Below are 12,889 nucleotides of genomic sequence, written 5' to 3' on the forward strand. Positions count from 1 at the left end.
CTGCGGATTTAGCAGATTTGGTGGATTTGGCCACGCAATGCTGCATGCGAGGTGCACTGTAACTAAGGTGGTATAACGTGTTTTCTAATGTTGGCTGGGGCGAGATTCTTGTCCTCTTTATCCTCGGACTAATTCTCATCGGACCTGAGCGGTTGCCGAAGGTAATTGAGGACGTCCGCGCATTGCTCTTGGCTGCGCGCACCGCAATCAATGACGCACGCGATAACCTCTCGGACGAGTTCGGCGAAGACTTCGACGATCTTCGCAAGCCGCTGCAGGAGCTCAACGATCTCCGTCGTCTCAACCCGAAGACCGCCATCACCAGGACGCTTTTCGACGGCGATGACACCTACCTGGACATGCTCTCCGGTAAGCCCGCAGCGGGTGGTGGCGGAACTGGTGCAGCCGGAGCTGCAGGAGCGGCCGGGCCTGCGGGTCAGCAGTACCAGCAGTCCAATACGAACCAGCCAGTGCAGCCGGCTCCGTCGCAGCAGCCGCTCCCGCAGCCGGGGACGTGGCAGGATCCAGTTGCCCAGGCCCGCCAACAGCAAGCACAGCAAACACCACAGCAGCCGCAACAACCTCAGCAGCCCCGTGGGGTGCAGGCCTGGGTCGACGACGACAACCTATAGAGGTTGCAAACCGTTCCCGACCGCAAGTTACTGACTAGGTTTATGACACTTTGAGCACAAATTTTGCCACGAAAGTGTCATAAACCTAGTCAGTAAGTGCACGCAGCCGCTTTGATGGATGCACCACCGAAAGCGCCCACAACACATACGCCCCAGACACCGCAGCCGCAAAAGCAGACGCCCCCTTCCCGGCACCGAAAATACCGGGGAGGGGGCGTCGCTGTGATCGTCGTAAAGCGAAGGCCTACTTCGGAGTCACGCCCAGGCCGAGCGACTTGCCTGCGAGCGACTCGCGACGAACAACCAGCTTGTCAGCGATGGCGTTCAGGGCCTCGCCCGCGCCCGAATCCGGCTTGGACAGGACAATCGGGGTGCCCTTGTCGCCGCCTTCGCGTAGCTCTGTGTCCAGCGGCACCTGGCCGAGCAGCTCGACCTTTCCGCCGGTGATCTGGGTAAGACGACGGGCAACGGTCTCGCCGCCACCTGCGCCGAAGACCTCCATCTTGGAGCCGTCCGGCATCTCCATCCAGCTCATGTTCTCGATGACACCGGCGATGCGCTGGCGGGTCTGCAGCGAAATGGTGCCGGCGCGCTCTGCGACCTCGGCGGCGGCCATCTGCGGGGTAGTAACAATCAGCAGCTCAGCGTTCGGCACGAGCTGCGCCACGGAGATGGCGATGTCGCCGGTTCCCGGGGGCAGGTCGAATAGCAGGACGTCCAGGTCGCCCCAGAACACGTCCGCGAGGAACTGCTGGATAGCGCGGTGCAGCATTGGCCCACGCCAGACAACCGGTGCGTTGTCGTCGACGAAGTGTCCGATAGAAATCAGTGACACGCCGTGCGCCTGCGGAGGCATGATCATGTCGTCGACCTGGTGTGGCTTTTCCTCGGAGCCCATCATGTGCGGAATGGAGTGTCCGTAGACGTCGGCATCGAGGACACCGACAGACAGGCCCTTCGCGGCCAGCGCGGCGGCGAGGTTCACGGTCACGGAGGACTTACCGACGCCACCCTTACCGGAGGCGACGGCGAACACGCGGGTGCGGGAGTCCGGCTGGGCGAATGGGATCACCGGCTCGGAGGCGGTGCCGCGGACGGCGTTGCGGAACTCGCGGCGCTGCTCGTCATTCATCACATCGGTGGTGACGGTGACGTTGCCAACGCCCTCGATACCGTTCAGCGCCTCTTCGGTGCGCTCGATGATGGTGTTTTTCATGGGGCAACCGGCGATGGTGAGGTAAATCTCCACGGCCACGTCATTGTTGTCCGCCACCGAGATGGACTTGACCATGCCAATCTCGGTAATCGGGCGACGTACCTCAGGATCTTCGACCTGCGCCAGGGCGGTGCGAACTTCAGCTTCAGTAATCGTAGACATTATGTAGTGAATCTTATCGTGAGACCCCGCAAGACAAAGAACTACTGACAAAATCAGTAGTTTGCCGCTTTACGACGGTCACAGCGACCAACCCTTCCGGCAAGAGCGGTGGCGGTGGAATGGGCGGCGGACCAGTCGGTGGAACAATTGCCAATCGTCTGACGTTGTCCTTGATAGAACGCCTTTTGGCGATAGTTTTAGCAATATTTTCAGCAACTGAGTCACCTTTTACTGTGACAACAACTGCAAGGGAACGGTGAGAGTACCGATGGCAAATGGGGAAGCGGGCAGCGGTTGGGGGAGCGGCCGGGAACAGAGCATGAAGTCCCGGTTGCCTCAGCGCCAGGTACCCGAGGGGTGGCCGGTGGGCAGTTTCACCAACTACTCCGACGCGCAGGCGGCGGTGGATTCGCTCAGTGATCGCGATGAGTTCCCGGTTTCCGACCTCACCATCGTCGGTGTTGACCTGATGCAGGTGGAGCGCGTGGTTGGCAGGCTGACCTGGCCGAAGGTGCTCGGCGGCGGCGCGCTGTACGGGCTGTGGATGGGCCTGTTCTTCGGCCTGATTCTGGGGCTTTTCCAGGAGGATTGGGTTAGTCCGCTGATTGTTGGCCTCGGTATGGGCGCCATCTTCGGCATCGTGCTGGCCGCAGTTCCGTACGCAATGCAAAACGGCAAGCGGGATTTCTCGAGCACTACGGAGATTGTTGCCCGTCGCTACGATGTCCTGTGCAATCCCCGCAATGCTGAGCGGGCCCGTGACCTGTTGGCGCAGCGGGCGCTCGGTGGGAACCGTGGGTAGGTTGCTGTATCCGTCGTAAAGCGATGCCTGCCAGAAGCAGAGCCTATAGCCACTTGTTGCGGCGCAGGACCCACACCAAAAACGCCACGATGGCGAACATGATGGCGAGGACGATGAAGTAGCCGTACTCCCAGTGCAGCTCGGGCATGTGGTCAAAGTTCATGCCGTAGATGCCGGCCAGGGCGGTCGGGACGGCGAGAATAGCCGCGTACGCCGAGATGGTACGCATATCCTGGTTCTGCTGCAGCTGGATTTTCACGGCGGCGGCGTCGATGAGGGCGGAGAGTCGTTCGTCGAGTCCGGAGACGAGGTCCGCGGCGGCGAGCTGGTGGTCGAGAACATCGGAAAGATAACGGCTGACGTCCTTAGGCATGATGTCTTCCCGCAGATTCATCAGGGAGCGCAGTGCCGGTGTCAGCGGATCGATCGCGTGGCGCATTTCCAGAATCTCTCGTTTGAGGATGTAAATGTCCTCAATATCCGAATCCAAGTTCGGCTCGAAGACTTCGTCTTCCATGATCTCCACGCGATCTTCCAGCTGCATAGCGATGCGCAGGTACGCATCGACGAGGTTGTCCGTCAGTGCCCACAGCACGCCCGCGGGGCCGTAGTCGATGGCGTCGGTGGTGTTCTCCACGCGTGCGCTAATGCGCTGCATATCCGAGCTAGGCATGCCCATGCGAATGGTGATGACGTACTCCGGGCCGATAACAATCATCAGCTGGCCGGAGCGAATAATCTCATTTTCGTCATCCGCGAGACCTTCCGGGGAGTAGTGAATCGAGCGAATAACAAAAACAACGTGATCATCGTGGATCTCAATCTTGGGGCGCTGGCGGTTAGTCAGTGCGTCCTCCACCGTCAGCTCATCCAGCCCGTAAAGCTCAGCGATGGCATCCATCTGTGTCGCGTTGGGGCGCGACAACGACAGCCACGTGAAGCCCTCGCCAAAATTCCGTACCTCGGACAGCCCGGAGAAGTGGTCGTAGGTGCCGGGCAACCGCTTGCCGCCGATGTAGACGCCGCAATCGCGCAGGGCATCGCGCACCGCCCTCGACTGTCCTGTTCCTGTGCTTGACGACGAGCCGTTGGTGCGCGTCACCTTCGAGACAGCCGACTTCGCTGCGGATTTAGCCGCATTCGTCGCCCGAGCGGTTTTACCGGGTTTTCCTGTGGCCGACGGTTTTTGGCTTTGACTGGCCGAGCTAGTTCGCGGATTGCGAGCCTTCGCCGAAGCGCTGATGTTGCGGCTTTTCTCTTCGCCCATTCTGGGTGACCTCACAATCCGTTCGTAGGTTACGCTGGTGTCGATGATTGATTTTAGACGTGCGAACGCCGGGTTCCACTTTCGCATCCGCTCAATGGGGTGCAAGGGTAGCTCCACGGCTACTGCGTGCACTTTTACCGCCCTGGCATTGGTCACTGGGGCGACGGGGTTCGGTCTTGCCGCATGTTCTGATTTGGATCCGCAGATGCCCGTTCCTCCCGAGCAGGAGGCGGTGGTGACTGTCGGGGCAGACCTACGCAACCCTGAGCAAGCAGCTCTTGCGTACGTGTATGCGCAGAGCTTTGAGAGGATAGGGCGGCAAGCGGAGGTCGTCGGCATTCGCGATGCTGACGACCGGTTGCGGGCCGTACGCAATGAAGCGGTCCTGGTCTCCTTCGGATGCACAGGTGAGCTACTCGGCCTGAGCGACCCTGCGTCGGCGGCTTCACTGGCGGAGGAATACGCGGACGACTCCACCCCGGACAAGCAGTTCAGCGGCGAGTGGCGCGACCGTGTGTACGACGCATTTTCGCGGTCGCTGCCGGGTGAAGTTATGGCCACCGACGCGGGCATGGCACAGGGCTGCGCGGATGTGTCAGCTGACAATGCTGGGGCTGACTTGCCGCAATGGCTTGTGCCTTTCTACGTCAAGCCAGCGTTGGACCGAGATGATCGAGTCCGAGTGCTCAATGAGATTGCGGGTTCGCTGAGCACTGAGGACTTGAAGCTGATGACCCGGGCTGTGGCTGGTGGCGCCAGCCCTGAGTTGGTCGCTCAAGAGTGGCTGGACAAGGCGTAGTCGGGGTGGCGGGGGCTAGTTGTGGCGGTATCGGACGTGTATCTGCTGTTGGCTGCCGCCAAGTTTGTTGATTAACCCATGAATGCGGGCTGCAAATGTGAAACTGTGCGAGTTTATGACACTTTCATGCCATTTTTCGGGACATTTTTGTCATAAACGTAGTCAGTAACTCGCATTGAGGACTAAGTAGTAAATGGTGCCGACCCGGTGGCACGCCGACCGGACACGCTTTTTGACTATTCGCCCTTGATGCCTGGCAACGATCGCCTAAGCAACAAGAAAGGGGCTCCAACCGAACGGTTGGAGCCCCTTAGCGTTTACATGCCAACTGGCGAAGACCAGTCAATGAGACCTACTTGAGAGCCTCTTCCAGCAGAGCCTTCTCCTCAATCTGGTGGACCTTAGCCACACCAGTTGCGGTGGAGGACTGTGCACGGCGGGAAACGCGGGTCAGCTTCGGCATATCCGGCAGAACCTCTGGGAGGTTCAGTGCCAGGAACGGCCATGGACCCTGGTTAGCCGGCTCATCCTGAACCCAGCGGACTTCCTCAAGATCCGGGTAGGACTCGAAGAGGTCGCGGAGGCGGTTGTGCGGCAGCGGGTGCAGCATCTCCAGGCGAGCGATTGCAAGATCGTCGCGCTTGTCCTTCTTGCGCTTCTTCTCCAGCTCCCAGTAGATCTTGCCGGAGCAGAGCAGCAGGGTCTTGATGCCGGACTTGTCCTTGGACTCGAAGTTCGGGTCATCGATGACCGAGCGGAACTTGTTCGGGTTGGTGAAGTCCTCGACAGCAGACGCTGCCATCTTGTTGCGCAGCATCGACTTCGGCGAGAACACAACCAGCGGACGGTGCAGGTCGGACAGGACGTGGCGACGCAGCAGGTGGAAGTAGTTAGCCGGCTCGGACGGCTGAGCAACGGTGTAGGAGCCCTCGGCTGCCAGCTGCAGGAAGCGCTCGATGCGTGCCGAAGAGTGGTCCGGGCCCATGCCCTCGTAGCCGTGCGGCAGCAGCAGAATCAGCTTGGAGGTCTGACCCCACTTGGCCTCGCCGGAGGAAACGTACTGGTCAATGGTGGTCTGAGCGCCGTTGGCGAAGTCACCGAACTGTGCTTCCCAGAACACTGCTGCGTCCGGGTTACCCAGGGTGTAGCCGTACTCGAAGCCCATGCCTGCGTACTCGGTCAGAGCCGAGTTGTAAATCATGAAGCGACCGCCGTTCTTGGACTTACCGTAGGCGTCGATCGGGTTGTATTCCGAACCGTCCTCGGAGTCAATCAGAACTGCGTGGCGAGAGGTAAAGGTACCGCGGCGGACATCCTCACCTGCGAAGCGGACGTCGATGCCAGCACCGGTGAAGGAGCCGATTGCCAGCAGCTCGGCCATACCCCAGTCGATGCCACCTTCCTGAGTCATCTCCGCGCGCTTCTTAGCGACCGGCGCAACACGCGGGTGAATCTTGAAGCCCTCAGGGAGGTTGACGTAAGACTGACCAATCTCGACGATTTCAGCCTTCTCGATGCCGGTCTTCAGACCATGCGGCAGCGGCTGAGAGCCTGCAATACCGGACTGTTCGCCCGGCTTTGCGTCCTGTGCTGCGCGGACCTCGTTGAAGACAGCTTCCATCTGGTCGTGGAAGTCTCGGCGAACTGCCTCGTACTCTTCCTCGGAAATGTCACCGCGACCAATCAGGTCCTCGGTGTACTGAGCGCGGACGCTTTCCTTTTCGTCGATGACCTTGTACATCAGCGGCTGAGTCATGGACGGGTCATCGGCCTCGTTGTGGCCGCGCTTGCGGTAGCAAACCAGGTCGATGAAGACGTCCTTGCCGTAGCGGTTACGGTACTCAACAGCCAGCTGGCCGACCCAGACGACAGCCTCCGGGTCGTCACCGTTGACGTGGAAGACCGGGCAGCCGTATGCCTTGGCGATGTCGGTTGCGTAGTAGGAGGAGCGACCGGAGTCCGGCGAAGTGGTGAAGCCGATCTGATTGTTCACCACGATGTGGACGGTACCGCCGACCTTGTAACCACGCAGGGACATGAGGTTCAGGGTCTCCTGGACAATGCCCAGGCCGGCGAAGGATGCGTCACCGTGCAGCAGCAGCGGCATGACGGAGTAGCCCTCTTCGCCCTTGTTGATCTTGTCCTGGCGTGCACGAGCAAGACCCTCAACGACCGGGTTGACGGCCTCGAGGTGGGACGGGTTCGCAGTCAGGGTGACGTCAATCTCGCCCTCGCCGAACATCTGGATGTGACGGCCAGTAGTACCCAGGTGGTACTTGACGTCACCAGAACCGCCGACCTGTGCCGGGTCGATGTTGCCTTCGAACTCGGTGAAGATCTGGCGCAGTGGCTTGCCGACGATGTTTGCGAGCACATTCAGTCGACCGCGGTGTGGCATACCGATGACGACCTCATCCAGGCCAGCACCAGCAGCGGTGTCAATGGCGGAGTCCATCAGCGGAATCAGCGACTCTGCGCCCTCAAGGGAGAAGCGCTTCTGGCCGACGTACTTGGTCTGCAGGAAGTTCTCGAATGCCTCAGCGGCGTTCAGCTTCTGCAGAATGTACTTCTGCTCAGCGTGGGACGGCTTTGGCTGGCCGCCCTCAATGCGCTCTTCCAGCCACTCGCGCTCTTCGCGGTCGAGGATGTGAGCGTACTCGGAACCGACCTTGAGGCAGTATGCGTTCTGCAGGCGCGAGAGAACTTCGCGCAGCGTCATCGTCTCCTTGCCGCCGAAACCACCGACGTTGAAGGTACGGTCCAGATCCCACAGGGTCAGACCGTGCTCCTCAATATCGAGGTCAGCGTGGTTCGGAGCGGAATCATTCGGCTGGTCAGAACGCAGCGGGTCGATATCAGCCAGCAAGTGACCGCGGGAGCGGTAGGCCTCAATCAGACGCATAACGCGGGTGTTCTTGTCGATACCCGTGTTCGGCAGATCCTGTGCCCAACGGATTGGGGTGTAGGGGACGCGCATGGTCTGGAAGATGTGGTCCCAGAACTTGTCGTCGACGAGCAGGTTGCTCATCGTGCGCAGGAACTCACCGGACTCTGCACCCTGGATAATGCGGTGATCGTAAGTAGAGGTGATGGTCACCAGCTTGCCGATGCCCATCTCTGCCAGACGGTCCGCGGAAGCACCGGCGAACTCAGCCGGGTAATCCATGGAGCCGACACCGATAATCGCGCCCTGCCCCTTGGTAAGGCGCGGGACGGAGTGGCGAGTACCGATACCGCCCGGGTTGGTCAGGGAAATGGTGACGCCCTGGAAGTCCTTACCGGTCAGCTTGCCGTGGCGAGCACGAACGACGATGTCCTCGTAGGCGTCGACGAACTGCTTGAAGGTCAGGGTTTCACACTCGCGGATAGCAGCAACTACGAGCGAACGAGAGCCGTCCTTAGCTGGCATATCAATGGCCAGGCCGAGGTTAATGTGCTCCGGGGTAACCAGAACTGGCTTGCCGTCAACCACCTTGTAGTTGTTGTTCATGTCCGGGTGGAGCATGACAGCCTTCACCATGGCGTAACCAATGATGTGGGTGAAGGAGATCTTGCCGCCGCGGGCGCGTGCCAGATGATTGTTAACCAGGGTGCGGTTTTCAAACATCAGACGTGCCGGCATATCGCGAACCGACGTAGCGGTCGGCATCTCCAGGGAGACATCCATGTTCTTAGCGATAGCCCGTGCGACGCCCTTCAGAGGCTCCTCGCCGGATTCAACAGCCGAAACCTTGGCTGCTGCATCCATTGGGGACTTCTTTGGCTTCGGGGACGCCGGCTTGTTCGGGGTCTTAGTGGGTTCGACCCCCTTGGATTCACGACGTCCGGTTGCCTTAGCTTCCTCCTTCGTGGCTGCTGCTGGCTTTGCCATATTGGAAAGGTCCTCGCCCTTTTGGGACGGGGTGTGGGTTGCGAAGAATTCGCGCCATTCCTGACCCACAGATTGTGGATCCTTCTGGAATTGCTGGTACATCTCGTCGACCAGCCATTCGTTCTGGCCGAAGCTCATGTCGCTGCTCACGGCAGGTACTCGCCTCTTTTCGTCTTAGTTTTACTAACTCACGTTTATTCTAATTAGCGCAAGTGTCAAAGTGTCATTCAAGGATAACGAAAATTCTGAATTACTACACCGTCGCGCTCCCCATATGGTACTTGCTCCAAAGCTCTGCGTATTGGCCACCCGCCGCTAGGAGCTCGTCATGGGAGCCGTCCTCGACAATACGCCCGTGGTCAAGTACCAAAATCCGGTTGGCCCGAGCCGCTGTAGCCAGGCGGTGGGCCACAATAATTGCCGAGCGTTGACGCGACGCACGGTCAGTGGCTTCAAGGATTGCCGACTCTGTTGCAGGGTCGAGTGTCGCGGTGGCTTCGTCGAGAAGCAGCAGTTCAGGACGCATCATTTCGGCACGAGCGAGTGCGATGAGCTGACGCTGTCCGGAGGAGAGCCCTCGGCCATCTGGGCCGACGGGGTGGTGGAAGCCACCGGGCAGGCTGGCAATGGTGCTGAGGGCACCGACGTTTTTCGCGGCCTGCTGAATTTCAGCATGACTGCTGTCCGGTAGACCGTAGGAAATATTTGTTGCTACTGTCCCCGAAAACAGGTGTGATTCTTGGGGGACATAGCCGAGGGTGCGTCGCCAATCGTTAAGAGGGAAGTCGCGGATGTCAGTTTCGGAGGCTCGCACCACACCGTCAACTGGATCGTAGAACCGAGCAAACAACTTAATGATTGTTGATTTTCCGGCGCCCGTGGATCCGACAATTGCGACTGTTTCTCCGGCAGGAATCTGCAAATCGAGAGCATCGAGAACCTGCGGGCGTTCGTGCTCAGAGTCGGCGGCGGAGTAGGAGAAAGTTACCTTGTCTAAGCGCAGGTCGCCAGCAGCTGCGCGGGACGCGCCGTCAGTAGTGCCGTGATCTGGCATGGGGGCGGTCTGTAGGAGGTCATCAATGCGATTGAGGCCGACCTTCGCCTGCTGGTAGCCGTCGAAAACATGGGACAGCTGCTGAATCGGGCCAAAGAGCATTCCTAGGTACAGCGTGAAGGCGACGAGTACGCCGGGTGTCGTGGTTCCCGAAGCAACCTGTTGGGCACCGACAGCCAATACCGCGGCTGTTGCCAACTCAGAGACGAAGTTGATGCCGGGGAAGAATAGAGCCACGGCCAGCTGTGCTCTCTGACGAATTGCGCGGTACTTGTTGGATTCCTCGGCAAAGGAAGATTCGATATCGGCGACGCGGTGGTACATCTGAATCTCGCGAAGCCCACCAATAGTCTCCTGAAAATCAGCGTTGACCAAGGAGAGCTGCTCTCGCGCAGCCTTGTATAGGCGCGAGGAGATCCGGCGGAATACCAGAGTGGACACCACAATGATGGGAAGCGATGCCAACGCCACCGCGGCGAGTGACACCTGTGTGGCAAGCAACAGCGCCGTGACACCGAGCAGAGTAAACGCGGCGATTGCCCCCTCTGCCAGTCCCGTTTGCAGGAAAGAGGAGAGCGCATCGATGTCGGTTGTCATCCTCGTCATGATGGCGCCCGAGCGATTGGCCTCGAAGTAGTTAATGCCAAGCGACTGCAGGTGACGGTAGCAGCGCACACGCAGGGCATAGAGCAGCCGCTCACCAGTGCGCGCAGTAATAACAGCATTTGTGGCTACGGCAAGCCAACTGATGAGGACCGTCGCCAAGCCACCTGCGGCGCAGGCCCACAGCACGGCCTCATTGTGCTCACTGATGCCGTGGTCAATGGCGTAGCGCACGAGCATGGGGAACGCCAGATCGGCAACGGCAATGAGGGCGAGCAGCGCGATGACACTTATAAATAGGCCGCGGACATAGGAGAGCAGCCGGCGTAGAGAAAAAAGCTCGGAGTTGTCGAGTGCCGCAGCGGGCACACGCGGTTTTTCGGTAGCGGGTGGGAGGTTTCGCACACGCTCGAGAAGCTCAGGCGTCGCAGGAGCATTGGCGAGAGCCGCCCCCATGCCACCACGACCGCCGCCGCGGCCACCTGGACCGCCTCCGGCTCGGCCAACCCCGCGGCTCATTTGAGAAGTGGCACCTCCGGGAAGCCGCGCAGCGGTGTCTGGCGTGGAGTTGTCGGAGGTTGGCGCGGTTTCGTCGGGCCAGAGTTCCTCGGGGCTGGGGTCCTCACTGCCAATGGGGTCGAGAACGAGGTTTTCGATTTCGGGGTAGGCGTTCTGGTCGATGTCCATCAGCTCGGTGAAGCGCGGATGAGAAGCAATCAGTTCGGCCTTGGTGCCAATGCCAGTGATGGCACCGTCTTCGAAAATGGCGATGTGGTCCGCCTGCTCGAGAGTGGAAGATCGATGCGCCACGATGACGATAGTCGTATCCGCCAGCTGTGAGGTCAGCGCGCTGAAGATTTCCAACTCTGTCGCGGCATCGATTGCTGAGGTCGCGTCATCGAGAACCAAAACCCGAGGACGGGCGAGGAATGCCCGTGCTAACGCCACGCGTTGAGCTTGTCCGCCGGAGAGATTATGCCCGCGCTCACCGATGGCTGTGTCCCACCCCTGAGGCAGGTCGTCGACGAAGTTGACCTGGGCGGCGGTCGCTGCGGCGTTAATCTCTTCCTGGGACGCCGCGGGATTGGCGAATGCGATGTTCTCACGCAACGTGCCCGCAAATAGATAAGGAGTGTCCGGAACGACAGTAATAGCGTCATACACATCGCTGGAGAGAATGCGCGCCGTATCTGTGGATGTGCCGTGGCTGGGCGCATCGATAGTGATGGTTCCCGAATCCGGCAGATAGTGACGGCCGAGTAACTCCGTGGCGATAGTCTTTCCGGACCCCGGTGGGCCAATCAACGCTAAGGTCGCCCCTGGCGCGACGGAGAATGAGACATCGTCGATAAGCGTGCGTCCGCCACGGCTGTGGGTGACGTGGTTGAAGCTGATGCCAACGGGGCCGTCGGGGAGAGGAAGCGCGTCGGTGGGTTCGGGGTTGTCTGGTCGGGCGTCGATGACATCGGAAATGCGGTCGATGCTTGCCGACGTCAGATGTATCGAGATGACCATGTTGGAGACCAGACGCGACAGGGCAGTCAGGCTGGTGAGATACGTGGCAAAAGCTACGAACGTGCCTAGGGTGATGTGTCCGTTAATCGCGAGCCAGCCACCGACCGCGATATTTCCGACGAGGGACAGTTGCGGCAACGACTGTAGCGCCGGTTGGAATCGAGCGCTGAGTTTTGCCGCTCGCAGGCGGAGGGAGTAGAGCAGCGACGAGTTACGCTCCATCTTCGCAACTTCGTTGTCACCCTGCGCAAACGCCTTGACAACGCGGATGCCGGAAACGGTTTCCTCGACTTGTCCGGCGATCTCGCCTGCTTGCTGTTGGGCAGCCCAGGTTGCGGCATGGAGTTTGTCACGCGAATTCACTGCAATGTAGACAATCGCTGGCACCACGGCGAGGCCGACCAGTGTCAGGGGCAGCGAGAGGGCGAGCATGATGCCGATTGTGATGAACAGCTTGACGACGGATCCCAGCGTCAACGGCAACATCGCCAGTAGTCCGGACACTGCCTGGAGGTCAGAAATTGACCGTGACACAACCTGGCCGGTGTTGACTCGGTCTTGTGCTGGACCATCGAGGTTTTGTAGGGAGCGAAGGATCTTTAGTCGCAGGTCGTGCTGAACATCAATGGAGAGTTTGCCGGAGAAGAATCTGCGCCCCATCTGGGCGACGAAGCGTACTAACGCGATGGTCAGAAATACAGAAATGACTGCCTGCAGGGGAGTTAGGGAAGGCAGTAGGCGTGCGGGGACACCGCCATCGGAAGTGCCCGTTGCCACATCAATGGCATCTCTAGTGAGAAGTGGAAGTACGGACTCCAGCCCGACAACGATTAGCGCTGCGACAACGACACCATAGAGCGGTAGTGGCCTGTGAAGAGACTGTTTCCACAAGAACTTCATGGGAGAGGTTCTGAGGGGTTTGCTCTGGGCCATGGTGGGTACCGCTCTTCCATTGAAAAACGTCGCTG

The 12,889-nt window shown here is 59.7% G+C and carries 7 protein-coding genes; 3 read left to right on the plus strand and 4 right to left on the minus strand.

The genetic code is table 11. From position 1 onward, the window contains the following. Window positions 1-77: 77 nt before the first annotated feature. Window positions 78-632 carry a twin-arginine translocase subunit TatB gene (gene tatB / locus EGX79_04110; GenBank protein ID AYX81439.1) on the plus strand — a complete coding sequence of 185 codons (555 nt, stop codon included), beginning with the start codon at window positions 78-80 and terminating at the stop codon, window positions 630-632. A 244-nt stretch (window positions 633-876) separates the two neighbouring features. Here tatB and EGX79_04115 read toward each other — a convergent pair whose 3' ends face one another. Beyond that, the gene (locus EGX79_04115) at window positions 877-2,010 is read right to left on the minus strand and encodes an iron-sulfur cluster carrier protein ApbC (protein ID AYX81440.1); all 1,134 of its coding nucleotides are present in this window, start codon (window positions 2,008-2,010) and stop codon (window positions 877-879) included. Window positions 2,011-2,329: 319 nt separating this feature from the next. On the opposite strand from EGX79_04115, the gene EGX79_04120 reads away from it, so the two are divergent. Next, entirely contained in the window at window positions 2,330-2,812 is a 483-nt protein-coding gene (locus EGX79_04120; protein AYX81441.1) for a magnesium transporter, read from the plus strand. A gap of 43 nt (window positions 2,813-2,855) precedes the next feature. Here EGX79_04120 and EGX79_04125 read toward each other — a convergent pair whose 3' ends face one another. Next, entirely contained in the window at window positions 2,856-4,079 is a 1,224-nt protein-coding gene (locus EGX79_04125; protein ID AYX81442.1) for a magnesium and cobalt transport protein CorA, read from the minus strand. A 43-nt stretch (window positions 4,080-4,122) separates the two neighbouring features. On the opposite strand from EGX79_04125, the gene EGX79_04130 reads away from it, so the two are divergent. Further along, window positions 4,123-4,878 carry a hypothetical protein gene (locus EGX79_04130; GenBank protein AYX81443.1) on the plus strand — a complete coding sequence of 252 codons (756 nt, stop codon included), beginning with the start codon at window positions 4,123-4,125 and terminating at the stop codon, window positions 4,876-4,878. A 352-nt stretch (window positions 4,879-5,230) separates the two neighbouring features. On the opposite strand, the gene EGX79_04135 is transcribed toward EGX79_04130, so the two are convergent. After that, a complete protein-coding gene (locus tag EGX79_04135; protein ID AYX81444.1) occupies window positions 5,231-8,899 on the minus strand; it encodes a multifunctional oxoglutarate decarboxylase/oxoglutarate dehydrogenase thiamine pyrophosphate-binding subunit/dihydrolipoyllysine-residue succinyltransferase subunit in 3,669 nt (1,222 codons plus the stop codon). 103 nt (window positions 8,900-9,002) lie between these two features. Then, complete coding sequence (locus EGX79_04140) at window positions 9,003-12,854, minus strand: ABC transporter ATP-binding protein (GenBank protein AYX81445.1); 3,852 nt, start codon at window positions 12,852-12,854, stop codon at window positions 9,003-9,005. Window positions 12,855-12,889 lie beyond the last annotated feature (35 nt).

The sequence above is a fragment of the Corynebacterium jeikeium genome, from assembly GCA_003955985.1.
Classification (GTDB): Bacteria; Actinomycetota; Actinomycetes; order Mycobacteriales; family Mycobacteriaceae; genus Corynebacterium; species Corynebacterium jeikeium_D.

Bases quoted from the DNA above. Each gene is read 5' to 3' on its own strand.
- EGX79_04140 (AYX81445.1), bottom strand. From the start codon at position 12,854: ATGGCCCAGAGCAAACCCCTCAGAACCTCTCCCATGAAGTTCTTGTGG.
- EGX79_04130 (AYX81443.1), top strand. From the start codon at position 4,123: ATGATTGATTTTAGACGTGCGAACGCCGGGTTCCACTTTCGCATCCGC.
- EGX79_04115 (AYX81440.1), bottom strand. From the start codon at position 2,010: ATGTCTACGATTACTGAAGCTGAAGTTCGCACCGCCCTGGCGCAGGTC.
- EGX79_04120 (AYX81441.1), top strand. From the start codon at position 2,330: ATGAAGTCCCGGTTGCCTCAGCGCCAGGTACCCGAGGGGTGGCCGGTG.
- EGX79_04125 (AYX81442.1), bottom strand. From the start codon at position 4,079: ATGGGCGAAGAGAAAAGCCGCAACATCAGCGCTTCGGCGAAGGCTCGC.